This is a genomic window from Pseudobutyrivibrio ruminis (assembly GCF_015057245.1).
GTDB classification, from domain to species: domain Bacteria; phylum Bacillota; class Clostridia; order Lachnospirales; family Lachnospiraceae; genus Pseudobutyrivibrio; species Pseudobutyrivibrio ruminis_E.
Genome location: NZ_SVET01000001.1, coordinates 281,009 through 307,012, shown reverse-complemented (window position 1 = coordinate 307,012; position 26,004 = coordinate 281,009). Strand labels below are relative to the sequence as shown.

General features: G+C 39.7%; 21 protein-coding genes and 1 tRNA gene. 19 read left to right on the top strand and 3 right to left on the bottom strand.

Annotated elements, in window-relative coordinates:
- Positions 1–8 precede the first annotated feature (8 nt).
- The 8 genes from E7274_RS01515 to E7274_RS01480 all read left to right on the top strand — a co-directional run bounded on the left by E7274_RS01515 (position 9) and on the right by E7274_RS01480 (position 10,339).
- Positions 9–1,598, top strand: a complete 1,590-nt coding sequence (locus E7274_RS01515; RefSeq protein ID WP_304173126.1) for a peptide chain release factor 3 — start codon at positions 9–11, stop codon at positions 1,596–1,598.
- Complete coding sequence (locus E7274_RS01510) at positions 1,598–2,656, top strand: acyltransferase family protein (RefSeq protein ID WP_304173124.1); 1,059 nt, start codon at positions 1,598–1,600, stop codon at positions 2,654–2,656. The genes E7274_RS01515 and E7274_RS01510 overlap by 1 nt, the downstream gene beginning before the upstream one ends.
- Positions 2,657–2,823: 167 nt before the next feature.
- Positions 2,824–3,882, top strand: a complete 1,059-nt coding sequence (recA, locus tag E7274_RS01505) for a recombinase RecA (RefSeq protein WP_044937726.1) — start codon at positions 2,824–2,826, stop codon at positions 3,880–3,882.
- Between the two features lie 2 nt (positions 3,883–3,884).
- Positions 3,885–4,478 carry a regulatory protein RecX gene (locus E7274_RS01500; protein ID WP_304173122.1) on the top strand — a complete coding sequence of 198 codons (594 nt, stop codon included), beginning with the start codon at positions 3,885–3,887 and terminating at the stop codon, positions 4,476–4,478.
- A gap of 160 nt (positions 4,479–4,638) precedes the next feature.
- Complete coding sequence (gene rny / locus E7274_RS01495; protein WP_044937730.1) at positions 4,639–6,177, top strand: ribonuclease Y; 1,539 nt, start codon at positions 4,639–4,641, stop codon at positions 6,175–6,177.
- A gap of 148 nt (positions 6,178–6,325) precedes the next feature.
- Complete coding sequence (locus E7274_RS01490) at positions 6,326–6,865, top strand: NUDIX hydrolase (protein WP_090393752.1); 540 nt, start codon at positions 6,326–6,328, stop codon at positions 6,863–6,865.
- A gap of 56 nt (positions 6,866–6,921) precedes the next feature.
- A complete protein-coding gene (locus E7274_RS01485) occupies positions 6,922–7,977 on the top strand; it encodes a cell envelope integrity protein TolA (RefSeq protein WP_304173120.1) in 1,056 nt (351 codons plus the stop codon).
- Between the two features lie 232 nt (positions 7,978–8,209).
- On the top strand, positions 8,210–10,339 hold the full coding sequence (locus tag E7274_RS01480) for a DUF2339 domain-containing protein (protein ID WP_304173118.1): 2,130 nt from the start codon (positions 8,210–8,212) through the stop codon (positions 10,337–10,339).
- 41 nt (positions 10,340–10,380) lie between these two features.
- Here the strand turns inward: E7274_RS01480 and E7274_RS01475 are convergent, their stop codons facing one another.
- Positions 10,381–11,412, bottom strand: a complete 1,032-nt coding sequence (locus tag E7274_RS01475) for a 3-deoxy-7-phosphoheptulonate synthase (RefSeq protein WP_044937738.1) — start codon at positions 11,410–11,412, stop codon at positions 10,381–10,383.
- Positions 11,413–11,436: 24 nt separating this feature from the next.
- Positions 11,437–12,291: a shikimate dehydrogenase gene (locus E7274_RS01470; RefSeq protein WP_304173116.1), complete on the bottom strand. Its 855-nt coding sequence runs from the start codon at positions 12,289–12,291 to the stop codon at positions 11,437–11,439.
- A 128-nt stretch (positions 12,292–12,419) separates the two neighbouring features.
- On the opposite strand from E7274_RS01470, the gene E7274_RS01465 reads away from it, so the two are divergent.
- The 7 genes from E7274_RS01465 (at position 12,420) to metA (ending at position 21,045) form a co-directional block, all read left to right on the top strand.
- Positions 12,420–12,493 (top strand) — tRNA-Arg (locus tag E7274_RS01465).
- Between the two features lie 35 nt (positions 12,494–12,528).
- Positions 12,529–13,794, top strand: coding sequence for an SH3 domain-containing protein (locus tag E7274_RS01460; protein ID WP_304173114.1), 1,266 nt, complete (start codon positions 12,529–12,531; stop codon positions 13,792–13,794).
- A gap of 62 nt (positions 13,795–13,856) precedes the next feature.
- Complete coding sequence (locus E7274_RS01455; protein WP_304173302.1) at positions 13,857–14,591, top strand: pseudouridine synthase; 735 nt, start codon at positions 13,857–13,859, stop codon at positions 14,589–14,591.
- An 18-nt stretch (positions 14,592–14,609) separates the two neighbouring features.
- Entirely contained in the window at positions 14,610–16,613 is a 2,004-nt protein-coding gene (ligA, locus tag E7274_RS01450) for an NAD-dependent DNA ligase LigA (RefSeq protein ID WP_304173112.1), read from the top strand.
- A gap of 52 nt (positions 16,614–16,665) precedes the next feature.
- Entirely contained in the window at positions 16,666–18,381 is a 1,716-nt protein-coding gene (locus E7274_RS01445; RefSeq protein WP_304173110.1) for a GGDEF domain-containing protein, read from the top strand.
- Positions 18,374–20,053 carry a GGDEF domain-containing protein gene (locus tag E7274_RS01440; RefSeq protein ID WP_304173108.1) on the top strand — a complete coding sequence of 560 codons (1,680 nt, stop codon included), beginning with the start codon at positions 18,374–18,376 and terminating at the stop codon, positions 20,051–20,053. Before E7274_RS01445 ends, E7274_RS01440 begins: the two co-directional genes overlap by 8 nt.
- A 68-nt stretch (positions 20,054–20,121) precedes the next feature.
- Complete coding sequence (gene metA, locus E7274_RS01435) at positions 20,122–21,045, top strand: homoserine O-acetyltransferase MetA (protein WP_044937751.1); 924 nt, start codon at positions 20,122–20,124, stop codon at positions 21,043–21,045.
- Positions 21,046–21,357: 312 nt separating this feature from the next.
- Here metA and E7274_RS01430 read toward each other — a convergent pair whose 3' ends face one another.
- A complete protein-coding gene (locus E7274_RS01430) occupies positions 21,358–22,158 on the bottom strand; it encodes a hypothetical protein (RefSeq protein ID WP_304173105.1) in 801 nt (266 codons plus the stop codon).
- A 240-nt stretch (positions 22,159–22,398) separates the two neighbouring features.
- Between E7274_RS01430 and E7274_RS01425 the strand changes: the two genes are divergently transcribed.
- The 4 genes from E7274_RS01425 (at position 22,399) to E7274_RS01410 (ending at position 26,003) form a co-directional block, all read left to right on the top strand.
- Entirely contained in the window at positions 22,399–22,899 is a 501-nt protein-coding gene (locus E7274_RS01425) for a GNAT family N-acetyltransferase (protein ID WP_304173103.1), read from the top strand.
- A 482-nt stretch (positions 22,900–23,381) separates the two neighbouring features.
- A complete protein-coding gene (gene rsgA / locus E7274_RS01420) occupies positions 23,382–24,350 on the top strand; it encodes a ribosome small subunit-dependent GTPase A (protein ID WP_304173101.1) in 969 nt (322 codons plus the stop codon).
- Positions 24,351–24,433: 83 nt separating this feature from the next.
- Entirely contained in the window at positions 24,434–25,180 is a 747-nt protein-coding gene (locus E7274_RS01415) for an ABC transporter permease (RefSeq protein WP_330598796.1), read from the top strand.
- A 4-nt stretch (positions 25,181–25,184) separates the two neighbouring features.
- The gene (locus tag E7274_RS01410) at positions 25,185–26,003 is read left to right on the top strand and encodes an ABC transporter permease (RefSeq protein WP_304173099.1); all 819 of its coding nucleotides are present in this window, start codon (positions 25,185–25,187) and stop codon (positions 26,001–26,003) included.
- Position 26,004 lies beyond the last annotated feature (1 nt).

Here is a 26,004-nt window from a genome sequence, read left to right as displayed (position 1 = left end):
GAGGTTATATGGCACGTTCAGTTGAAGAAGAGATTAAGAGACGTCGTACTTTTGCAATTATTTCCCATCCCGATGCAGGTAAGACTACCCTTACAGAAAAATTCCTTCTATACGGAGGACAGATAAATTTAGCTGGTTCAGTAAAGGGAAAAGCTACAGCAAGACATGCAGTATCGGACTGGATGGAAATCGAGAAGGAGAGAGGTATTTCTGTTACTTCTTCTGTTTTGCAGTTTGAGTACGATGGTTATTGCATTAATATCCTTGATACACCTGGACACCAGGATTTCTCCGAGGATACATATAGAACACTTATGGCTGCCGATTCTGCAGTCATGGTTATTGATGCATCAAAGGGGGTTGAGGCACAGACTAGAAAGCTTTTTAAGGTTTGTGTTATGAGACACATCCCTATTTTTACATTTATTAATAAGATGGACCGTGATGCAAACGACACTTTCGAGCTTCTTGACGATATTGAAAACGAGCTTGGAATCGCTACAGTTCCTATAAACTGGCCAATCGGCTCAGGTAAGGGATTCAAGGGTGTTTACGATAGAAATGAGCGCACTGTGCGTATGTTCTCTGACACACAAAAGGGTACAAAGCAGGGTGAGGAGCGTATTCTTTCTATAGATGATCCTGCTCTTAAGGATGAAATCGGACAGGAAAAGTACGATCAGCTTATGGAAGAGCTTGAGCTTATCGATGGAGCTGGTGCTGAGTTTGACCAGGAGCTTGTTACAAAGGGTGAGCTTTCACCTGTATTCTTTGGATCTGCTCTTACAAACTTTGGTGTTGAGACATTCCTTGAGCACTTCCTTAAGATGACATACAGCCCACTTCCTAGAAAGAGTGATGCTGGTGAGATTAGCCCATTCTCTGAGGATTTCTCAGCTTTCGTATTTAAGATTCAGGCTAATATGAACAAGGCTCATCGTGATAGAGTAGCATTCCTTCGTGTTTGCTCAGGTACATTCGATGCTACAAAGGAATATTTACACGTTCAGGGTGGCAGAAAGGCTAAGCTTTCAGCACCTCAGCAGATGATGGCTGATGAGCGTAAAATCGTTGATAAGGCTTATGCTGGCGATATTATTGGTGTGTTCGATCCAGGTCTTTACAGCATTGGTGATACATTCACATCTGCTAAAAAGCCATTTAAGTTCGAGGGTATCCCAACATTCGCTCCAGAGCATTTTGCCCGCGTACGTCAGATTGATACAATGAAGCGTAAGCAGTTCATGAAGGGAATCACACAGATTGCCCAGGAAGGTGCAATCCAGATTTTCCAGGAGTTTAATACAGGTATGGAGGAAATCATCGTAGGTGTAGTTGGTGTTCTTCAGTTTGATGTATTAAAATATAGATTGAACAACGAATACAACGTTGAGATTGCTCTTGAAAACTTACCTTATGAGCATATAAGATGGATTGAAGGAGACTACGATTTAGATAAGATTTCTGGTACATCTGATATGAAGAAAATCAAGGACTTAAAGGACAGACCACTTCTTTTATTTGTAAATTCTTGGTCTGTTGGAATGGTTCAGGATAGAAATGAAGGATTAGTTTTATCTGAATTCGGTACAAATTAATGACTATAAACGAAGCTGCTATTGATAGAAAAAATAACCTTAACATAATTCGACTTATTGCCAGTCTTATGGTTGTGTATATGCATGCCTTTGCGATTTGCATTGCAGATCAGTCAAAGGATGTGTTTTACACACTTACCAACCACAAGGCTTTGGCTGGTGGAATTGCGGTGTACATTTTTTTCATCATTAGTGGCTTTTTAATTTGCAGAAGTTTCGACAGAACGAAGAGCGTAGTGAAGTATTTCAAGGCTCGTTTTCTTCGTATTTGGCCACTGCTTTTTGTGGTCGTGATGATTATGGCTTTTGTGCTTGGGCCAATTCTATCGGAATATAGCTTTGAGCAGTATATGCAGGGTGATATTCTTGGCTTCCTAAAGAACATTTTCTTTATTCACGACACTACCACTTTGCCAGGTGTGTACAATTACCACTATAATCACAGCTTAAACGGCTCTTTATGGACTTTGATGTACGAAGTTATGTGGTATGTCATTGTGGCCGTCATTTCGCCCCTATGGAAGCGATTCAAGGCATCTGGAATACTTATGGTTGTGGCTTTAGGTGGCATCTATATTCTTTACACATACAACAGCCCTGGGGACATCGGTCCACTTACAGCAAGCTTCATGCTGAATTTTTCTAAGCTTGGTATGTTCTTTGCAATGGGAATGTGCTATTATCTGTTCGGTGATAATATCAAGATTTCCTGGAAGATAGCACTGGTTGCTATTGCAGGGCTTGTGCTTGGAATTATCTTTGCAGATTTTATTATCACATTTTGCATTTTTGGATCTTACATTATTTTTTATCTTGCATTCCAAAAGCGTTTTGTTGCCACCTGGTACGATAAAGTAGGAGATTTGTCCTACGGAATATATATCATGGCGTTCCCAATTCAGCAGACATTAGTGGAGTGCATCGGCACACCTACCGAGATATATAACACCATGTCTATGGATCCTTATTTAAATATGTTGTACACATTACTAATCGTTATACCGCTGGCTTGGATAAGCTGGCATTGCATCGAAAAGCCTTGTTTGAGGCTAAAATAAAGCTTGACGATGTTTTTCATACCGTGTATATTATTGGGCAGTGACTTATGTCACTGTCTTTTATTTTTTCGAATTTTTTTATCCCATTTTTTGTTGACATTTATAAACAGGTTCACTATTATTATATTAAAGAAACGAACAGTTGTTCCGAACGGAGGTTTTATAAAATGGCAAACGAAGATAAGCTTAAAGCATTAGATGCTGCGATTTCGCAGATAGAAAAGCAATACGGAAAGGGCTCAGTTATGAAGCTGGGAGAGGGAGCTAACATCCAGGTAGAAACAGTTCCTACTGGCTCAGTCAGCCTTGATATTGCACTTGGACAGGGTGGTTTTCCTAAGGGACGTATCATCGAAATCTACGGTCCAGAATCATCTGGTAAGACTACACTTGCACTTCACGCAGTTGCTGAGGTTCAGAAGCAGGGTGGTATCGCAGGCTTCATCGATGCAGAGCATGCTCTCGATCCTAAATACGCAAAAGCAATCGGTGTAAACATCGATGATTTATATATTTCACAGCCTGATAACGGTGAGCAGGCACTTGAAATCACAGAGACTATGGTTCGTTCAGGAGCTATGGACATTATCGTTGTGGATTCAGTTGCAGCCCTTGTACCAAAGGCAGAAATCGACGGAGATATGGGTGATTCTCACGTAGGTCTTCACGCACGTCTTATGTCACAGGCTATGAGAAAGCTCACAGGTATTGTTGCAAAGACAAACTGCGTAGTTATCTTTATCAACCAGCTTCGTGAAAAGGTTGGTGTTATGTTCGGTAACCCAGAGACTACTACTGGTGGTCGTGCTCTTAAGTTCTATGCATCAGTTCGTATCGATGTACGTCGTATCGAAGCATTAAAGCAGAACGGCGAGGTAATCGGAAACAGAACACGTGCCAAAATCGTTAAGAACAAGGTAGCACCTCCATTCCGTGAGGCAGAGTTCGATATCATGTTTGGCGAGGGAATCTCTCGTGAGGGTGATATCCTTGATGTTGGTACAAACCTCGACATCATTCAGAAGTCTGGTGCTTGGTATGCATACCTTGGCGAGAAGATTGGTCAGGGCCGTGAGAATGCCAAGATGTACTTAAAGCAGAATCCAGAGGTTCGCGAGGAGATTGCAGAGGCAATTCGCGAGCACTATGCAGAAACTGACGAGAGCGAAGTTGGTCTTGTTGGTGGTGAAAAAGAATCTGATATTCCTACAGAGGTTATTGAATAATCATGGAAGTATTATCTCTTGTTAAATTAACAAAGGGAAGAGCAAAAATCTGTCTCGCTGGCGGGGCAGATTTTGTTCTATATAAAAAAGAATACGAAAGCTACGGTATCGAAGAAGGGGCGGATTTATCGGAGGATAAATACCAGGAAATCATTACTGAAATCATTATTCCTCGTTGCAAGAAGCGTGCCCTTCACCTACTGGAAAAGCAGGACCGTTCCGAGAAAAATCTCAGGGATAAGCTTCGTGAAGGTGGATACTCTTCGGATGTAATTGACATCGCTATCGACTACATCAACGAATACGGCTATCTGGACGACGCCAGAATGGCTGCCAGCCACATCCGTTTCTATCAGGATTCCCGCAGCAAGCAAAGGCTCAAGCAGGACTTAATTGGCAAAGGAATCGCCAGCGATGTTATCGACAGAGTCTTGGAAGAGGAATACACCGGGGATGAGTCAGCTCTTATAGAGCGTCTCCTTGAGAAAAAGCATTACGATAAGAAAAATGCCACGTACGAAGACAGAGCCAAAATCTATCGCTTTTTAATGGGCAGAGGTTTCTCGTCAGATGCTATCAACAGGGTACTAAAATAGTCCCTAGGCTCCACTATATATGGTATACACATGCTTGACATAGACCATTTATACAGTTAAACTAAATGTGTTGATGTTTATAAATGAGGGCATTATAGCTTTTATTTTATATTCCAATTAGAAAATTAAATAAGGAGGTGCTCCTGTGAACGCAGTAACGATGATTATTGTTGCACTTGTCGTTGCCGTTGTTGCAGTTGTTATCACTCTTGCTGTTTCAAACAAGATTCATGAGACACAGGGCAGAAACAAGATTGGTTCTGCAGAGGAGAAGGCTCGTGAAATCATTGATGAGGCAGTTAAGAATGCGGAGGCTAAAAAGAGAGAGGCTATGCTCGAGGCAAAGGAAGATGCCATGAGACAGAAGAACGATCTCGATAAAGAAATCCGTGAGCGCCGAGCAGAAATTCAGAGAAGTGAGCACAGATTATCTCAGAAAGAAGATAACCTTGATAAAAAGCTCGATGCAGTTGAAAAACGTGAAGCTGAATTTGCTCGTCAGGAACAACAGCTTAACAAGCAGCGTGAGGAAGTTGCAAAGCTTAATCAGCAGCGTGTGCAGGAACTAGAGAGAATCTCAGGACTTACCTCCGAACAAGCAAAAGAACAACTTTTAAAATCTGTAGAAGAAGATGTCAAATTAGACGCAGCAAAACTTATTAAGGAAAGCTTAGCTCAGGCAAAGGATGAGGCTGATAAAAAGGCACGTGAGATAGTAGTTAGTGCTATTCAGAAGTGCTCAGCAGATCATGTTGCAGAGACTACTATTTCAGTAGTACAGCTTCCTAATGATGAGATGAAGGGAAGAATCATTGGTAGAGAGGGTCGAAACATTCGTACTCTTGAAACTATGACTGGCGTAGAGTTAATTATTGATGATACACCAGAAGCAGTTATCTTATCTGCATTTGATCCAGTAAGACGTGAGATTGCACGTATTGCTTTGGAGAAGCTCATTGTAGACGGACGTATTCATCCAGCTAGAATTGAGGAGACAGTAGAAAAGGCTAAGAAAGAAGTAGAACAGCAAATCCGCGAGGAAGGCGATGCAGCTGCACTTGAGGTTGGTGTTCAGGGTATTCACCCAGAGCTTCTTAGACTTCTTGGAAAGATGAAATTTAGAACCAGCTACGGTCAGAATGTATTAAAGCATTCAATTGAGGTTGCTCAGTTATCAGGATTACTTGCTGCAGAGCTTGGTCTTGATGTTAGAGTGGCAAAGCGTGCAGGTTTGTTGCATGATATTGGAAAGGCAGTAGATAGAGAGCAGGAGGGTACTCACGTACAGCTCGGTGCAGATCTTTGCCGCAAGTACAAAGAGTCTCAGACAGTTATCAATGCTGTTGAGGCACATCATGGCGATGTAGAGCCAGAAACTCTTATAGCTTGTATTGTACAGGCAGCTGATACAATTAGTGCAGCTCGTCCAGGTGCAAGACGCGAGGCTATGGAGACATACACAAACAGATTAAAAGAACTTGAAGAAATTTCTAACAGCTTTAAGGGTGTTGAAAAGTCTTTTGCTATTCAAGCAGGTAGAGAGATTCGTATCATGGTGGTTCCTGAACAGGTTACAGATGCCGATATGGTCATCATGGCGAGGGATATTTCAAAGCAGATTGAATCACAGCTCGAATATCCTGGACAGATTAAGGTTAACGTAATTCGTGAATCACGAGTTACAGACTACGCAAAGTAAAAACTTAGCGGGTGGATATCCACCCGCTTTTTTTGAACCCATTTTTAGAAAAATCATTAAATTAGGGGGTTGATTTAATCTATATAAAGTATTAAAATACTACTATGCTGAAATGCGAAAGGGAGAATAGAATACAAGGAGAATGATTATGGAGAAAATTGAAAGAGTAAAGAGAGAGCTAGTACATAAGGGGGCAATCCTGGATATTTACGAGGATACTGTTAGGCTTCCTAATGGAAAGGAAGAAAAATGGGATTTTGTCAGCCACAGAATGGGAGCAGCTTGCGTATTGGCTGTTCATCCTAGCGGCAAAATCATCATGGTGCGCCAGTACAGAAACGCACTTGATAGATTCACACTTGAGGTGCCAGCTGGAAAGCGTGATTCAGTAGATGAAGATACCAGCATTTGCGCAGCCAGAGAGCTTGAGGAGGAGACAGGATTCAGAGCAGGAAAGCTTGAAAAGCTCTTATCACTTAAATCTACAGTAGCATTCTGCGATGAATTTATTGATGTTTATTTGGCTACAGATTTGAAAGAAATTGGAGAGCAGCATTTGGATGAAGCAGAAGATATTGAAATAGAGCTTTATGATTTGGAAGACCTTCTTGTTATGTGCTATTCAGGCAAGCTCCAGGATGCAAAGACTGTTGCAGCTATCATGGCCTACGCAGCGAAAATGAACTAGATATTATATTTAAGGAAGCACATTTGCTTTCTTAAGTTTTACATGGGAGAAACTATATGGATGAAAGAGATGAGAATAAAGCTGGAGTTCACCGAGTTGTTATATTTTTAGTAGGATTGCTTGGAGTGGGAATTGTTTTATTCGGAGTTTACAATACTGTGCTGACTTATTTATATGTAAAATGGGGACTTTGGAATAACAATTACTTCGCATTTACGATAGGTATTTATAGCGTAATATCAGTCATAGGATTGATTACAATCTGGTGTGCATTCAAGCTGCGTATTAAGCTACTTCCTAATGAAATTGATATTGAAAGAAATCTGGAAAAATCAGAAAAGATTGCTGACATTAGAGAAGCCAGGGAGAAAAAAGCCTTAGAAAAGCAGCATGAAATTGATGCTAGGAATCGTGAGAAACGAGCTATTCTTGCAGAAGAACGTGCTACTAAGTATCAGGAAAAACTTCACAAGGAAGCAGAAATCGAAAAGAAGAATGCCCAGCGTGGCAAGAAGCCTGAGTTTACAAATTATGTGGCAAAGCACTATAGCGATAAGTTGGAACTATTCTCTACAAGAAAAATGTATCTTTGGTATTATCTTAGGATTATCTTTGGATTTGCGCTTATGGTTGGAACAGTGGTGTTTGGTGTTGAATACACCAGCTATGCTGGCTCAACATACAGTGGTATGTTCTATTTTATGCTGTTTTTGATGGTTGTTTTCTTTTGGACAGGGCTTCTTATGTTCTTTGGAGCAATAGGAACTCTGGCTCGTCTAAAGACTAGTTATATTGTAAGCTACCAGGATAAGCTTTATGTCTTTAGACTAAAGTGGGTTCGAATAGAAGAGGCAGCGTCGATTGAAGGCGTGCTTGCGCATTCTGTGTTTGGCAAGCTCATAAACTCTATTGCAATATATGCAGCTATAGGTGAATACAGCAATAAGTTTAGACAAGTTATCGATTCAGAAGATATTAATGACAAGGTGATGGGCATGATGGGTGGCTATGAGTTTGATAGCTTGGTAGAATTGCTGCCAATTAACAGCAAAGCCATGCCTGTAAGTGTAAGAAAGCTTTATTATAAAGCATATGTGAAAGCAGTAGGATAGCTTCTTAGGGGAGATGTTTATATAAAAAAACTGGCGCATACCTAAGTGGGCAAGCAAATAGGTATACGCCATTTTCATTTCTGAAGTGGGCAAGCAAATCAGAATATGAAAAAATGGTGCCAAAATAGAATCCCCGCTTAGGGACTCTATTTTGACACCATTGTCTGAAAAAATATTACTATATCAGATAATTAAATGCAAGAATAAAAATATAATTTTAAGAGGGAGCAAAATGGAAGATTTACAAAGAATTCAGGAGCTGGAAGACAGAGTCCAGAGGCTTGAAGCTGAAGTGAAGGAGCTGAAGAGTACTGTAGCAGTAAAGCCACAGCCACAACCTCAGCCAATCATGCGGGACAGCCACCCAGGCCAGTACTACAATCAGTACATTCCGCCAGTACAGTCGGCCCCACAGTATGCGCAGCAGCAATACTCACAGCCGGCCCCACAGCCAGCACAGCAGTACTATCAGCCACAGCAGGCAAGGACACAGGCAAGGTCACAGGTCAGCAAGCAGAGCATGGAGTCATTTATTGGAAAATATGGTATGGCTATTGGCGCATCGCTGCTTATATTCATAGCCATAGTTATGTTTGCTGTTTGGATTATTCCAGTGTTGGGAGATGCTGTGAAGATCGCGGCAATGTTTATTTTCAGCGGAGCCTTTATAGTAGCGGGAGAGCTGAATGCTAAAAAGAAGGGCGTAAACAAGTGGAATACGTCTCTGACAGGATGTGGAACAGGTGCTGTTTTTGTTTCACTGTTTGTGACCTATGGTTACTTTGAAGCAATTAACATCGTTGCACTATATGTGCTGCTTGTATTATGGGCGGCAGCGTTGTGTTTCCTTGGTAGAAAGAAGTCATTCGTATTTACCATAATCGGCCAGACAGGAATATTTGTAGCTGCAGTATTTAGCGCAATTCAGATGCACACCTTGGATGAATGCCTGGTAGTGCTAGTGATGCTTGTTCTTGCGGAAGTGTCATTTTTTATAAATGACCTATTGGTTAAGAACTACTGGAGTTCATTCTCCACATGGTGCGGAACGATTATCGCTTTTACGTTAGTTACAATCAAATATCTGGCAGGTGTCTATGGATTTGGTGGCAATGAAGTAAACACAGTGGACATAATAATACTAGTATTCACACTTGTGGTAATTATGTATTCATCACTGGTGCAGATTTTATTTTTGGAAAACGAAAAGCATACCATTACCTTTGTAGTTCAGACAATCCTTACACTATTCCCAATGGAATTTTTGTTGATCTATTCATTAAATGGATACATTGGCAATCTTGAATCTGAAAGGATTGGAGATTTATTAATACTTACAATTGCGCTTATCGATTTTTTTGTTGTTGATAGATTCGTTAAGCTTGAAGCTGCAAAGATTGCTACATACACAGCGGAAATTATTTTTGCATTATTTATTTTTATTGCAAACTTCAACATGGTGGTTTGTGATCATGAATCCATATCTGTAATAGGCGGAATTCTTGCAGTATTGATAGAGATAGGAGCATGTGTTTACTCTAGATTCAAGCGCAATTTGGTTGCCAGATTCTACAGCCTAACAATGATTATATTGATTATTGCGGCTGATTTTGATAATTCGATATTTGGACTGATATTGGTTGTTACAATGCTTGCATTTGCAGTAGCAGAGAGAATTACCGAGAAAGAAGAGCATGTTAATGTGGTTTATGATAATGTGCTTTACCTGTGGATTATAGGAATGCTTGCATATACAATCCATTTAATCAATGATATTCATAAAATCTCTGGATCATTTGAATTGTTCTGCATTATCATGACAGCGCTGCAGATATTTGCCTACAAAAAGAAATTTGCAGCTATTAAAGTGTCATATGAAAAGACTTGCAATATCATGTTCTATATTGTTAATGTCTTCCTGGTTGTATTCTACACAACCGAAATGATGATATTTACAAAATCGCCATTTGCAATTCTCTACGGTTTATTGATTACTGCATTGGTATCAATCAATGTAAAGAGCCTGCTGGAAAATTACACATGGGCAGGAGCATATGTTGCTTTCAAGTATACCTATGTATGCCTGATGTTTTTGATTGCATATGAATCATATGGCATCATGCTAAGCGTGGCATTCCTTGTGATAGCGCTGGCATCGATTATCCTGGGATTTAGGATGAAGTACAAGTCCATGAGACTGTACGGCCTGGTGCTTTCAATTGCAAGTATTGTGAAGCTTGTGTTGATTGATGTGAACTATGAGGATTTGTTGCTTAGAGCAGTAGGATTTTTGATTTGCGGATTCCTTTGCTTTGGAATCAGTTATATTTACAACAGACTAGATAAGCAAGAGATTCAATAAAGAAAACTCAAGTCGGATTAATCTGACTTGAGTTTTTTGTTTTAGTTACGTTCTGCAATTGTATAAAGAAGATGACGTGTGTCTTCCCAACCAAGGCAAGGGTCTGTGATTGACTGGCCGTATGTCTGGTGGTCGGAGATAGGCTGGCAACCTTCGATGAGGTAGCTTTCTATCATGACACCCTTAACAAGATTCTTGATATCTTCCGAATGATTTCGATTGTGCATTACTTCCTTCACGATACGAATCTGCTCTTTGTACTGCTTGTTTGAATTTGAGTGGTTGGCATCGATGATACATGCAGGATTAACAAGATCCATCTTTTCGTACATGTTGTGAAGTCTGATTAGGTCTTCGTAGTGATAGTTCTGCACGCTATTGCCGTGCTTTGATACGGCACCGCGAAGGATGGTGTGGGCCAGTGGATTTCCTGTGGTGGTTACTTCGTATCCTGAGAATGTGAAGTGATGTGGATGCTGGGCCGCATATACGGAATTAAGCATTACAGAGAAATCACCAGATGTAGGATTTTTCATACCTGATGCTACGTCGAAGCCTGAAACAGTAAGACGATGATGCTGATCCTCAACTGAGCGGGCGCCGATTGCTACGTAGGATAGAAGGTCATCTACATAGCCCCAGTTTTCAGGGTAGAGCATCTCATCAGCAGGAGTGAGCTCTGATTCTGTCATGGCACGGATATGCATCTTTCTCATGGCGATAAGGCCGGCCACCATATCAGGAGCTTCATTTGGGTCAGGCTGAGAAGCGATTCCCTTGTAGCCGCTGCCTGTGGTACGTGGCTTGTTGGTGTAGATTCTAGGAACTACCAAAACCCTATCTTTAATATCCTCAGCAACTCGTGCAAGCTTTTCGATGTATTCACAAACTGCATCCTCATTGTCAGCAGAGCATGGACCAATTATGCAGAGAAAACGGTCGTCTTTTCCAGTGATGATGTCGGCCACTTCTTTGTCACGCTGCTTCTTGATTTCCTGAACCTTTGGTGGAACAGGAAGCATCTCCTTGATTTCCTCTGGAGTAGGCATTTTCTTAAGATAATTGAAACTCATTATTTTCCCTCACTTCTATAGATTTTAGTCAAAACATGTCTCTTTAATTAAGTCGATTGGCATATCCTTGCCAGTCCAAAGCTTAAAGGCAGCAGCCCCTTGATATAGAAGCATGTATTTGCCGTTCATTGTCTTGCAGCCGCAGGCTTTTGCATCCTTTAAAAGTCTGGTTTCAGCTGGATGATAAATTACATCGCAAACTGTAAGGCTAGGATGTAAAAACTCCTTTGGAACAAGGGAACGGTCGTCGTCGCCCATACCAACATTTGTACTATTTATAAGGATATCACTTTCTTGAAGAGAAAAGTTGAGAATATCCATGTCTTCCATGTCGTAAACAAAAAGATCGCAGTTAGTAGATTTTGTAAGTCTATCAGCAAAATCTACAACCTTCTGGAAAGATGCGTTTTTTCTTTTGAAGATATTAATCTTTTCCACACCTTCCATGGCTGCCTGTGTGATGATAGAAGTGGCAGCGCCCCCGGCACCAAGAATCGTGATAGTAGTACCGCTGTATTTGATTCCACAATCCTTCATAGATTGAAGAAAGCCAATGCCATCTGTGGTGTAGCCTACTAATTTGCCATCCTGACAAACGCAGGTGTTTACTGATTGAGCAAGTTCAGCTGCCTCATCGATTTCATCCAAAAGTGGGATGATAGCAGTTTTTAAAGGCATTGTCAGATTGAAATTACAGCAGTTGATTTTTTTCAAACCTTCAACAGCTGTAGGTAAATCTTCCTTACTTACATCAAAGGCCATATATGAAAAATCAAGCCCTAAAGCATCAAAGGCTGTATTATGCATCGCCGGTGAGATGCTGTGTGAAACTGGACTGCCGAGTAAACAAATTAAATTAGTTGAACCTGTAGGATTCATATACAGTTACCTCCTTGTGTAAGATTTTTCATATACTTTATCACTTTTATTAACTAAAGTACATAAATTTTTGTCGAAAGGTGTATTTAGTTTGTAAGTTGTGTTAAAATAAATCGGCAAGTAAATACGTAGGCGTAGCGTAGCTGGATAACGCATCGGACTCCGACTCCGAAGACCGCCGGTTCGAATCCGGCCGTCTACAGTTGTTCGGCAAACTATTTGCAGCATGGAGGGCACATGAACTTACAAGATTTAAAAACAAAACTTAAAAATATAATTGAGATTTCAAAGGATTTTATCATTAATTATAAAAGATACTTTTTAGCAGGTGGAATTTTCATCGTCATGGCGCTTGTTCTTTTCCTTGGAACTAGCAGCAGCGGTGGTGATAGCAAATCCACATCGGGAGTTTATAAGAGCTTCAAAAAGAATAACAATTCAGAGCTGACTACTCTTATTAATAATTACTACACAGCATACGCAGAGGGCGATACAGACACACTTACCACTCTTGCAACACCTGTTAGTGATCAGGAAATCAGCTACATTGCTTTCTATAGCCAGTACATCGAGAGCTTCAACGATATTCAGATTTACACAAAGCCAGGCCTCACAGATAATTCTTATCTCGTAACTACAGAGGTTGAGCTCAAGTACAACGACATCGATACAGCAGCTCCTGGCCTTGATTTCTTCTATGTTGAAACAAACGAAGATGGAAAGCTTTACATCAACAACATTTACGGCTCATTCAACCAGAACAACAACATTTACGAGATGGATACAGAAATCTCTGATCTTATTGCAGTTTACATTCGTCAGCAGGATTTGCTTGATTTAAAGGCAGAGGTTGATGAGGCATACGAGTCAGCACTTGAAAGTGATGAAAATCTTTCAGCACTTATGTCAGATACATTGCCAGCAGCTATCATCCAGTGGAACACAGATTACAATGCTGAGGTAGCGGCAGCAGCTGAGGAAGCTACAAAGGCAGAGGAAGAAGCGGCAGCAGCTGCAGAGGCTGAGGAACAGGCAGCAGCAGAAGCTGAGGAGGAAGCAAACTCTTACACAGGCACTACAAATGCAAAGGCAAACGTTCGCTCAGCAGCAGATGCTAGCAGCGACAAGCTTGGTTCTCTTGAAAGTGGTACTGAAATCACTATCTACGGTGAAGAGGGAGACTTCTACCAGTTTGATTACAACGGAACAAAGGCATACATCACAAAGGATGCAGTTAATGTTGGTGATTCTACAGAGGAAGAATCTACAGAAGACACAGAAGAGGAAGAGACAACAACCGCTGCAGCACTTACAGCTGGTGATACAATCACTCTTACTTCTACAGTAAATATCCGTTCAGCAATGGATTCATCTGCATCAAAGGTTGCAGTTGCTTATTCAGGAGAAGAAGTTGAGGTTGTTATGAGTTATGCCGAGGGCTGGACAAAGGTTAAGTACGGCAACAAGGAAGGCTACATCAGAACAGACCTTTTACAAGAGTAATTCAGATTAATGTTTAATGATTAATTTTAATGGAGACCAAGTTTTTTGGTCTCCATTGTATTATGGAGGCATACTTGGAAGAGAGTATTAGATTAAATAAATATTTAAGCGATGCCGGAGTTTGTAGTAGAAGAGCCGCAGACAAGGCCATAGAGGAAGGCCGTGTTTTGGTAAATGGCAAGCCTGCTGAAATGGGCATGCGAGTGAGCCAGAGCGATGAAGTGCTGTTCGATGGCAAGCCGGTTTCAAATGCTGATAAAAGGCCGGTTCTTATCGCTTACAACAAGCCTGTAGGGATTGTATGTACAGCGGAAAAGCGAGAGAAGAACAACATCATCGACCATATCAACTATCCAGAGCGCATTTATCCTATTGGTCGATTGGACAAGGATAGCAATGGCCTGATTCTGCTTACTAATCAGGGTGATTTGGTTAACAAAATTATGCGAGCGGCTAATGCTCATGAAAAGGAATATATTGTCACTGTTGATAAAGACATAGACAGTGATTTTATTAATAAAATGTCTGCTGGCGTATATTTGGATGAGCTTGAGGTGACCACCAGAAAGTGCCATGTTGAAAAGCTTTCCAAAAGGACATTTAAAATTGTTTTGACTCAGGGATTGAATCGTCAGATTCGCCGTATGTGTCAGATGCTTGGCTTTAGAGTACGAAGCCTGAAAAGAGTCCGCATTATGAATATCGAGCTAAAGAATCTGCAGGAGGACACCTACAGGGATGTGACAGAGGCAGAGCTAAAGGTTCTCTATAAAATGCTTGAGGGCTCTAGAAACTAAGGTAAAAGGGGTAGAATAATGGAATTAAATGAATACAAGAAACTAATCGACGAAATCGATTATCACATGGATAGATACTACAATCAGAACGAGCCAGAAATCAGCGATTATGATTATGATCAGCTGATGCAAAAGCTAAAGGCGGCAGAGGCAGAGCATCCTGAGTGGGTGACACCTGATTCACCTTCTCAGAAGATTGGTGGCGTTGCCATGCGTGAAGCAGGCGTAAAGGTTACTCACGATGTGCCAATGCTTTCTATTGAGGATGTTTTTGACAAGGCTGATGTTACTGCCTGGATTGCAAAGGTAAAGGCTGTTCATCCTGATGCTAAGTTTAGTGTTGAGGCTAAAATCGACGGCCTTAGCATGACACTTCGCTATGAAAAGGATTCAAAGGGCAAGCTAAAGCTCAAGATGGGTGAAACTCGTGGTGATGGACTTATCGGTGAGGATGTTACCGCAAATGCGTTAGTTATCCCGGATGTTAATCAGTATCTTGATTTGCCATATGATAGCCTTCAGCTTCGCGGCGAGGTTTATATGTCTCATGAGGATTTTGACAGATTCAATGCCACTCAGGAGCTTAATGGTGGAAAACTTGCAGCTAACCCACGTAATTTGGCTGCTGGTACACTTCGTCAGCTTGATGCAAACATCACCAAGGAACGTGGATTAAAGATGTTTGTATTCAACGTACAGCAGGGCCCAGAGGAGCTTACAAAGAGCCATTGTGAAGGCATGGATATACTTGAAAAGGCAGGTGTTGCCACTGTCTTCCATAAGAAGTGCGAAACAGCAGAGGAAGTTCTTGCTGTAATTGATGAAATTGGTGAGCTGAGAGGACAGTTTCCATTCGATATTGATGGTGCAGTTGTAAAGATTGATCAGGTTTCTTACCGTAATGATTTCTCTACTAGTGCTAAATACACTAACGGCCATATCGCCTACAAGTACCCACCAGAGGAAAAGGAGACAAAGCTTCTAGATGTAGAGCTTTCAGTTGGTAGAACAGGCCGTGTTAACCCTACAGCTATTTTTGAACCTATTCGTTTATGCGGTACAACAGTTAGCCGTGCCACTCTTCACAATCAGGACTTCATCGATGATTTGGATATCGGTATCGGAGATACGATAGTAGTTTACAAATCCGGTGAAATCATTCCAAAGATAAAGGAAGTGGTTCATTCTAAGCGTCCAGAAGGCACAGTTACTTACAAGATTCCTAATGTGTGCCCTGTATGCGGTGGTCCTGTTTCAAGGGATGCGGATACAGCTGATATGAAGTGTTTGAACCCAAGCTGCCCAGCTCAGTTGGTTCGCCACATCATCAATTTCGTATCAAGAGATGCTATGGATATCAAGGGATTTGGCGAGATTTATATTGAGGACCTTGTCAGCCAGGAATATATAAAGGATATTGCAGATGTATTCTCTCTAAAGGAGAAGAGAGAAGAGCTTATTGAAAAGGGAATCATCGGCAAGGAAAAGAACACAGATAAGCTTCTTGGTGCAATCGAGGCTGCAAAGAGCAATGATGCATACAGACTGTTTACAGGCTTTGGAATTCCTAATGTTGGAAAGGCAGCCGCAAAGGCCCTTCTTTCCCAGTTTAAGGACATTGAAAAGATTATGAGCCTTACAGTAGAGGAGCTTATTCAGGTTAACGATATCGGTGAAATTAGCGCTAATTCTATCTATGATTATCTTCACGATGATGTGAATATCGATATTATTAATCGCTTGAAGGCAGCCGGTGTAAACATGGTAGAAGAGGAAAAGGAAGGTGCAAGTGATAAGTTTGCAGGGCTTACATTTGTTATCACTGGTACTTTGCCTACTATGGGCAGAAAAGAAGCTCAGGAGCTTATCGAACTCAACGGAGGAAAGTGCTCTGGCTCTGTTTCTAAAAAGACTAATTATGTATTGGCAGGCGAGGCCGCAGGCAGCAAGCTTGATAAAGCCAATGCTTTGGGGGTAAATGTTATAAGTGAGGAAGAATTACTTTCCATGTTAAATAGTTAAATGGTAACCATTTTTCTATAAATTAGACACATGTGGATATTATAATGTGTGTATGTTTGATTTATCCCGTATTAATGATTTGAAAAAATACCTGGTGCTTCCACTTCTAATAGCATTCGTAACAGTAGTGCTTTTAGTATTTGGAAGCTCTAGATTCACAGTGAATTCAGAATCTAAGATCAGTCCTATCGATGAAGGCTGGTCTGTTTTTCGTGGGGTTGAAGTTCAGCGTGATATAAACTTAGGCGATTACTTCATAGGCGATAGTAAACAAGGTGAAACAATAATTACTTCAAACGAAATTACAGTTGAAAACACAGGGACAACCCTTATGTTTCTCAGCAAGCTAAACACAGTGGATGTGTATTTAGATGACGAACTGATTTATACATACGGCAGAGAGTATTTGAAAACAGGAAGCTTTGTGCCAAAGAAGTATAATATTGTGACTCTTAATACAAGACCAGGAGTTCATAAGCTTATTATGGTGTATACCTTCACCGAGAATAATTCTATCAGAAGGCTTATGCCTGTTTTTTACGGTCAAAAGAGCGATTTAATAAAAACATTTTACAGTCACCACAGAATATCTATTTTCATTGGGGCCTTTCTTGTGATGTATTCCTGCATTATTTTTGCATTGTGGGTTTATTTGCTGCTCACAAGAAAGAATGATATCGAAATTCTGGTAGGAGCAATTTTTGCAAATTTGCTAGGGGTATATATATTTGCCAGAAATGACATCTTTTGTTTTATAGGCAATCGAGCGATGTTTTTCTCTATGGTAGAGTATACTTCCTTTTACTTGATTCCTTTGGGATTCAGTATGCTGATTTATTCTATTCATAGTCATAATATTCAAAATAAGATACGTGTAATTGCTGCTGTTAATATAATTTTCCCTATTGTTATATGGATTTTGCATATCACTAACATTGTACATGTTAACCATTTTTTAAATTTTGTGGGTGTACTTGATATTATCGAAATGTTTATAATTCTGCCATCTCTTATTAAAAACCTGGTAGTTTACAGAAGAAAACACGCGGATAGTGATATAAGCGTAGGAATGGACGCTGAAATATATCTGTTTATCGGTTTCATAATAATGATGGTAATGTCACTTATTGAAATCGGAACTAAGCCTAGCGTTAAGGTCAATGAAAGTGTGTATATTTCCCATACAGGACTATTTACTACTATTAATTTCCTTGAGCTGGGCATGCTGTTTTTCATCATGTGTCATTTTATCTACTACTTCATGAACAGCGTTAATCACATCAGTGCAAATCGCATCAAGAGACAATTGGAAGGCTTGGCCTATACAGATGCTCTTACAGGACTGATGAATAGAGCGGCCCTAAGTGAGTTTTATAGCACTCTGCGAGGAAACTATGGAATAGTAAGTATCGATTTGGATCGACTAAAGTACGTTAATGACAATATGGGCCATGTGGCTGGTGATAGGATGCTTAAAACATTTGCCAATATCCTGAAAAAATCCTTCAAGCCTGCAGGCATAATAGCCAGAACTGGCGGTGATGAATTCCTCGTTGTATTCCAAAGCTCTAATGAGCTGTTATGCAAAAAGTGCATAGATGAAATGAATCGGGAGATGGCTGAGTTTAATAGTGCAAATGATGAATTCACACTTTCGGCATCAGCAGGATTTGCATTTAATCACGAGGTGAAGAGTGGCAGATATCAGGATGTATTTTATCTTGCAGACCAGCGCATGTATAAGATGAAGGAGGCTCACCATGGGTAAAAAGATTTTATGTCTAAGCATAGCCATGGCAACATTTTTGATGTTGATGACGGTGGGCCATTTCTTCTTGAAGCCTCATAATTACGACAGCGTCGTTGTGCTGGATGAGGGGTGGAGAGTTTACTACAATGACACCGTATATGAAAATGTGGCATTGTCAGATTTAAGAAAAATAATTGGTGACGGGGCTCACAAAGGGGATGTGATACATATGGTGCATCCTAGCGTGGAGGCGAATGACTTTGAGACACCTACCATTATGTTTGAATCCCGATTTAGCGCGTGGATTCTATACACCAGCACCATTGAAATTGATCGTGGATTTATGGATTCCTATAAGGCTGGAAAATTTATAGGATGTGAGAATAATTTCGTAAATCTTCCAAACACAGATAGGCCAGTGGATATTTCCATTTCACTGCTGGTTACTGAGGATGGAGCCTACAACTATTTTGAAGCTCCGGCATTGGCAGGCTATTATACATTGCTTTTATATAGCATTTATAAAAATATATTTATTTTTATGTCGGCGGCCTTTCTTGTCATATTTGGACTTATGTTTTTTGCTATAGGTTTGGGATTCAGAAGTGATATGCCTGAGATAAACATGCAGATGTATTCGTCACTTGTGTTTATTGCCCTGGGAATATGGCTTTTGAGCCAGTTCAGACTTTTGGATTTGTTTGTGGAGACAAATGGTCATCAGACAGAGATAGAATACATTTCTTTGTACATGGTTGTACCACTGATGTATTTGGTAATGGGGTCTATGAGAAATTACCTTCATAAGACTTTGTTCCAGTTCTTCTTAACAATCGGAGCAATCATTCCTTTGGTTTTGATAGGATTGCATTTTGCAGGTATTGCTCATATTAATCAATATCTGTTTATTTATCAGATAGACGCCATGGTTCTGATTGTATTCATGTTTGTAATGATTCTAGTCAAGGATGCAGGCTCAAATCTGATAACACAGACACAGTACATACAGATTATGGGACAGGCTATGCTGGCCATATCCTTTATCTTTAATATTTTCTTCTATTACATGGAAGTGCTGGGATATTCAAAGCAGATAATGCTGTCGAAGAAAGCTGTGCCTCTTGGGGCCATTAGCATGGTATTTGCTACTTTGGTGAATTACAATATTTTCATTTCAGAGTCAATTGCCAGAAAGAAAGAATACGAATCTTTGGCGCATTTGGCATATGCCGACGAGCTTACAGGTATAGCTAATAGATCAAAGTATGAGAAATACATTAAGTCATTATCAGAGAAAGAGGATGACTATTGTATCGTCAGCATTGATTTAAATGGCTTGAAGGAAATAAACGACAATCAGGGACATTTAATGGGAGATAAGTATCTCTTTGAATTTGGTGGTGCGCTGGGGAATTGCTTTGGAAACGAAGGCTTCATTGCCAGAATTGGTGGAGATGAGTTCGTAGTCATTCTTACCGGAGAAAGCATGTTACAGGTGGATTATTTGATAGATAGAATGAAGCATGAACTTGCGACTCTCAACGAAAAGGACCCAATCATCAATCGAAGTGCTGCTATCGGATATGCGTATCGCCACGAATGCGAGGGCAAGGATGCCAATGCGGTATATCTGCTTGCAGATGAAAGAATGTACAAGAATAAACAATTGATGCATGGCACAAGAAGGTAGGTTGTGTTATTATTAGAAATTATAAATTGAGAAGGATTTTTTAATAATAACAGAGGAGAATAATAGGTATGCCAATCAGAACACAAAACGATTTACCTGCAAAGGCAATACTTGAGCATGAGAATATTTTCGTCATGGACGAAAATCGATCTACCCACCAGGACATCAGACCTATCAGTATTGGGATTCTTAATCTGATGCCATTAAAAGAAGCCACAGAGCTTCAGTTGTTACGTTCTCTTTCAAACACACCTTTGCAGGTGGATGTGACTTTCCTGACTGTGGGAAGCCATGAAAGCAAGAACACAAGCAAGACTCATTTAAACAACTTCTATGAAAAGATAGAAGATGTGTACGACAGATATTTCGATGGACTTATCATCACAGGGGCGCCACTGGAGCAGATGCCTTTTGAAGAGGTGGAATACTGGGATGAGATGTGCAAAATCTTTGAGTGGACAAAGACTCATGTGACATCCACTCTGCATTTGTGCTGGGGATGCCAGGCTGGGCTTTACTACAGATACGGTATCGATAAATACGATTTGGACGAAAAGAAATTTGGCGTGTTCCCACACCGAGTTTTGAATCGTAAGATTCCACTTGTACGTGGATTTGACGATGTTTTCTATGCACCACACAGCCGCCACACAGGCGTGCGCACAGAGGATATTGAAGCATGCGAGGATTTGGTAGTGTGTGCAAAGGGCGAGGAAGCCGGAGTATTCCTGTGCATGTCCAAGGATGGAAGCAACATTTTTGTGATGGGCCACCCAGAGTACGACCGCTACACACTGGACAGCGAATACAAGCGCGATTTAGGCAAAGGCCTTGAAATCGCAATGCCTGAAAACTACTACCCAGACGACGACCCAGAGCAGAAGCCACTGCTTCAGTGGCGAAGCCACGGTAATATCTTGTATTCGAACTGGCTCAATTATTACGTATATCAGAATACCCCTTATGAGTGGAATAAGATTAGTGAGAAATAAAGATTGAGTTGATTTAAGTGCCGCGGCCTTTTGGTCTTGGCACTTTTTTTCTTTGAAGGTATAATCTTGGGCTGATATGGGAGGTAGTTATACCCTTTTATTATTTATGAGGAACTAATATGACGTCAAAAAGGTATAACCGGCTTAGGAATTTATGGAGGGTTATACCTTATAGTGGGCAATGAGACATTGGATTGAAGTCAAAAAGGTATAACTAGAGTGGGAATTTATGTGAGGTTATACCTTATAGTGAGCAATGAGACATTGTATTGAAGTCAAAGAGGTATAACTAAGAGCAATAATGATAGATGGTTATACCTTTTTGTCCAGCAGGTAAGCTTCAATGGTTCTTTTAATAATATCTTCGGTAAGTGGTGAATTAATAGTTTCAAAGGTACATATCAGATTATGGCCTGGAACATAGCCTTTATTGATATAACTATTAAGTTTGTTCATTGCATTGAATCGATATTCAGTATTGTCCATCATTCCAAAGTGTTCCCAGATTAATTCAATGTCTTCAGAAGCTTTATATATTGTAAAATCTGGGAAATATATAGTTCCATTAATCTCGAGCCCACATTCATATTTAAATGGAATATTATAATCTGATAATCCACGAACTATAAGCGTCTCTGATTTAGATCTTACGGTAATTCCAGCAGATGTTTTAAATCGAAGTGTTTCCTGGTGTTTGTCATTATGTATATAAGGTTGTGATAGCCATTTCTGCTGCTTTATGTAATTGGGATTTAGCGAGGCCTGAAGAAGATTACTATAGCCTGGAATGTTATAGAGTAAATCTGTTGAAGAGATTTTTGGAGTTCTATCTAATTTTAGTTTAATTGATGCTATCTCATTTTCAATTTCTTTTTTGCGAACCTTGTTATATCGCTTCTTGGCAAGGGCAGTTGCTAATGCAATCTTTTCTTTTTTGATGTAGGTTCTTTTTACAGTTCCATGGTTCTTTTCTATTTGAAAATATTTGAAACCATTTGAAGTTTTAACCGCATTAAGTGACCCATTAGGGGCTTTTGAAAGTTCCTTGGTAATTTTAGCCAGCTCAGATTTTAAATCGTCAATTCTTTGCTCCTGTGATGAAGTTTTGTTCATTAATATCCTTTCTAAATTAATAGTAAAATCAGGGAGTTATCACTCGAATGAGCATTTGAAAAACAACAAAAATATATAACAAGATTTATGCTTAATCAAGAACCAAATTATGATATATGTAGATTATTATAGTTACTTTACATATTGCTGCAAAGGTCTCATCGCAGGCTGCAAATGCCCCCGCATTGTTTATTTCGCAAATATTTAATAAAATAAATTCAGGAGGATGGAGAGTAGATAATGATGATATTGAGAGATTTCAAAAAAGAAGATGCTCAGATAATAGCCGGGTGGCTCAGATCGGAGGAGGAATTATACAAATGGTCTGCTGACAGATTTAATAAGTATCTGCTTTCAGGCGAAGATATTAATGATAATTATGCCTCTCAGCTTGAAACGGGGAGATTCATTCCTCTCACTGCAGTGGATGATAATGAGGATATTATTGGACATTTCATCATAAGGTATCCGAGAGATGACGATGACAGTTCTGTTCGATTTGGTTTTGTAATTGTGAGTCCTGAGTTTCGGGGAAAGGGATACGGAAAAGAGCTGCTCAAGCTTGGAATAGAGTATGTAAAGGAAAATATGACCGCCACAAGAATTGACCTGGGCGTATTCGAGAATAATGAGAGCGCAAGGCATTGTTATGAAGCGACAGGGTTTAGGTCGTATGCAAGAAGAGAGTTCAAGATGCCAATCGGCATCTGGAATTGTGTGGATATGGAGTTGTTTATATAAAGGACGAGAGATGGGAAAATGCATGAATACTGAGATTGTGGGGACAGCAACCCCACAATCTAGTGAATATGCAACAATAGATAAGAATAGAAAAATTCTTACATGGTCTCACTATGCAGAAATGGAAAATAAAATATTTAAATAACAAGAAGCTATAATGTTGTATTAGCGTACCACCGCAAAAAGTGAACTCAGTGAGTACACAATCTATAATTTTTATTGCAAAGTAAAATTGTATGTGCAATAATGTCCCTAGAACTTATAAAAATAAAAAAGAAAGCGAGGTATTCATTGATGAGTGTATTAAAGAATATGGATTTAATTGAATATAGTATGAAGACCTCGGTTTTTGGAATTATTAAATAAAATGATTTTTAACCGTGGCTTTTGTCACGGTTTTCTTTTGTCTATTATCAGGCGTTTCCAATAATAACAGGTCTCATACATAATTGTAATAACTAACAATAGTAGGAGACAAAGAAATGAATAATTTAAATAATAATCAGATAGGACGAATTTCTGAGGTACAAAAGAACAGCTTCAAAATAAAGTATCAGGGGCAGGATATTCCTGCAAAACTTAAGGGATATTTTTATGAAGAAAGTGCTGACAAATTGCCAGTTGTTGGAGATTATGTAAGATTTACCTATAACACATCTGGGGACTCACTTATTCTGTCTGTGGAAAAAAGAAAAAGTTTTTTGCAAAGACCAGACCAGGCAAAGACAGGTGTAATGCAGTATATGGTTGCCAATGTTGACTATGTTTTCATTGTTACATCTTTAAATGAAGATTATAGCTACAACAGAATTGCCAGATATGTGAGCGTTGTATTGCAGGGCAAGGCGATACCAGTAGTTATTCTTACTAAGTCTGATTTATGTATTAATGTGGGCCGTTACCTTTGTGAAGTAGAAAACATTGCTGAAGGAGTTAGGGCTCATGCAATCTCAGCGTTATATCAAATTGGAATGGATGAGCTGGAAGAATATCTGCAACCAGGAAAAACTATATGTTTGATGGGGTCTTCAGGTGCAGGAAAATCAACGCTTTTAAATGCCATATGCGGTGAGGAAATTATGAAGACGTCTGCTATACGTGAGTCTGATGACACGGGTCGTCATACCACCACTTACCGTCAACTCATAGAGCTTCAAAATGGGAGTTTTATTATTGATACACCAGGAATGCGTGAAATTGGAATGGCCATGGTTGATGAAGGTATTGATAATACATTCTCAGATATAGTGGAATTGGAAAATCGATGTAAATATAGCAATTGCAGGCATGATACAGAGCCGGGTTGTGCTGTAAAACTTGCCATTGAAAGTGGAGAATTATCAATGGAGAGATTTATGCTTTATCAAAGTCTTGGACAGGAGAATACAAATAATTATGCCAAGAAAAAGGAAATCTCAAAATGGGTAAAGGCATACAAAAAGATGAAATAAAATATCTTTGATTTTCCGATATATGGGGGATTATTTTGCTGACAAAGTATTTATACGTAATCAAAACTCAAATAATTAGAAGCATGGCATACGAGTTTAATGTTTATGGCAATATTATTATGCAGACCATAATCATGATTACCTCGGCTTACTTTTGGCGCGCACTATACAAGGGGCAGACTATGGTTGGAGATGTGGATGTTGATAGTATGCTTACCTATGTCATTATGTCTTCGATTTTGTCGGTGCTTTTTATTACGAATGTTGAGAGAAGAATTCAAAATAGTGTTGAAAAAGGCACGGTTGCTACGGACTTGATTAAGCCGATAAATGTTTTTGGTGTTTATTTTGCTGAAGACATTGGAAATATCATCGCGCTAGTTTTTCAAAATATGCTTCCAATTTTTATTATTGGCTCACTTATGATTAAGCTTCCGGCGATGGCGAATCCAAAGGATATTCCACTATTTGTTATTTCTGTTATCGAATCGTTTCTGATTAACTGGTTGGTGGCAGCGTTGTTTGGAATGATTGCTTTTATCGCTGTAAATATTGATGCGCTTATTCAGGTGAAGAAACATATGTTAAGGCTGCTTTCAGGAAGCATTATTCCAATTTGGTTTTTCCCGGTGGGAGTGCAAAGGGTTTTAGAAGGACTTCCATTTATTTATATATACCAGTTGCCACTTAGCATTTATATTGGCAAAGGCAGCAGTGTAGAATATTTATCGCAAATGCGAATTCAGTTTATCTGGCTCGTGGTTCTTTCAGTCGTTTTCTTTCTTGTGCAAAACAAGGTGATAAGAAAGGTAATGGTTCAAGGGGGATAGAGTGTTGAGATTTTTTAAAGAGTTGTGGCATTATCTAGATGTGACGGTTCATGTAATAAAAATGGCATTCATGACCATCATAGAGTATCCATCCAACATTGCGGGGTGGCTGATTTCAAATCCACTTCAGTTTATCATGGGATTTGCCATTATAAAATTTGTGGTTGAATCCTTTGGACAAATTAATGGATGGACATACGGCCAGTTGGCGTTTTTATATGGACTATCAGTCATTTCTCATGCACTTTCAATGATCTTTTTTGTGCAGGGATGGTTCATGGGGTATTTTGTTATTGAGGGGGAATTTGATCGATATCTGACGAGACCACTCGGGGTTTTGTATCAGTTCTTTTTTACCAACATTAACATCTTTGGTATAACCGATTTAATTCCTGGAATTTTAGTTTTTATATATGGATGCGCGAAGTGCCATGTAGTAGTCAGTCCACTGTTTGTAATTCAAGTAATTATCATGCTGGTTGGCGCCACATTTATTAGAGGAGGCATATATATCCTGCTTGGAAGCACTAGCTTTTACACAAGAAGTGCCGTAGATTTCGGCCAGTATACTCAGGAAATCATGGATAAGACTACGATGTATCCACTTTCCATGTACCCAGAGAGCATGCAGTTTATCCTGACGTATCTTATTCCAATCGGCTGGGTAAGTTTTTATCCGGTGTCATCATTGCTTGGAGTGGAGGCAAAATTCAGTGGATTAGTTATTCCATTTGTAACATTGGCAGTTGGTTTTATTGTGATGCTGATTGCTGGAGCATATTTTAATTTTGGACTACGTAAATACGAAAGTGCAGGTAATTAAA

Coding starts and splice junctions, on each gene's coding strand:
- recA (WP_044937726.1), top strand. CDS start 2,824: ATGGCAAACGAAGATAAGCTTAAAGCATTAGATGCTGCGATTTCGCAG.
- rsgA (WP_304173101.1), top strand. CDS start 23,382: ATGAATAATTTAAATAATAATCAGATAGGACGAATTTCTGAGGTACAA.
- E7274_RS01470 (WP_304173116.1), bottom strand. CDS start 12,291: ATGAATCCTACAGGTTCAACTAATTTAATTTGTTTACTCGGCAGTCCA.
- E7274_RS01515 (WP_304173126.1), top strand. CDS start 9: ATGGCACGTTCAGTTGAAGAAGAGATTAAGAGACGTCGTACTTTTGCA.
- E7274_RS01485 (WP_304173120.1), top strand. CDS start 6,922: ATGGATGAAAGAGATGAGAATAAAGCTGGAGTTCACCGAGTTGTTATA.
- E7274_RS01430 (WP_304173105.1), bottom strand. CDS start 22,158: ATGAACAAAACTTCATCACAGGAGCAAAGAATTGACGATTTAAAATCT.
- E7274_RS01445 (WP_304173110.1), top strand. CDS start 16,666: ATGTTTGATTTATCCCGTATTAATGATTTGAAAAAATACCTGGTGCTT.
- E7274_RS01480 (WP_304173118.1), top strand. CDS start 8,210: ATGGAAGATTTACAAAGAATTCAGGAGCTGGAAGACAGAGTCCAGAGG.
- E7274_RS01510 (WP_304173124.1), top strand. CDS start 1,598: ATGACTATAAACGAAGCTGCTATTGATAGAAAAAATAACCTTAACATA.
- E7274_RS01500 (WP_304173122.1), top strand. CDS start 3,885: ATGGAAGTATTATCTCTTGTTAAATTAACAAAGGGAAGAGCAAAAATC.
- E7274_RS01415 (WP_330598796.1), top strand. CDS start 24,434: ATGGCATACGAGTTTAATGTTTATGGCAATATTATTATGCAGACCATA.
- metA (WP_044937751.1), top strand. CDS start 20,122: ATGCCAATCAGAACACAAAACGATTTACCTGCAAAGGCAATACTTGAG.
- ligA (WP_304173112.1), top strand. CDS start 14,610: ATGGAATTAAATGAATACAAGAAACTAATCGACGAAATCGATTATCAC.
- rny (WP_044937730.1), top strand. CDS start 4,639: ATGATTATTGTTGCACTTGTCGTTGCCGTTGTTGCAGTTGTTATCACT.
- E7274_RS01475 (WP_044937738.1), bottom strand. CDS start 11,412: ATGAGTTTCAATTATCTTAAGAAAATGCCTACTCCAGAGGAAATCAAG.
- E7274_RS01440 (WP_304173108.1), top strand. CDS start 18,374: ATGGGTAAAAAGATTTTATGTCTAAGCATAGCCATGGCAACATTTTTG.
- E7274_RS01490 (WP_090393752.1), top strand. CDS start 6,326: ATGGAGAAAATTGAAAGAGTAAAGAGAGAGCTAGTACATAAGGGGGCA.
- E7274_RS01425 (WP_304173103.1), top strand. CDS start 22,399: ATGATGATATTGAGAGATTTCAAAAAAGAAGATGCTCAGATAATAGCC.
- E7274_RS01455 (WP_304173302.1), top strand. CDS start 13,857: ATGGAGGCATACTTGGAAGAGAGTATTAGATTAAATAAATATTTAAGC.
- E7274_RS01460 (WP_304173114.1), top strand. CDS start 12,529: ATGAACTTACAAGATTTAAAAACAAAACTTAAAAATATAATTGAGATT.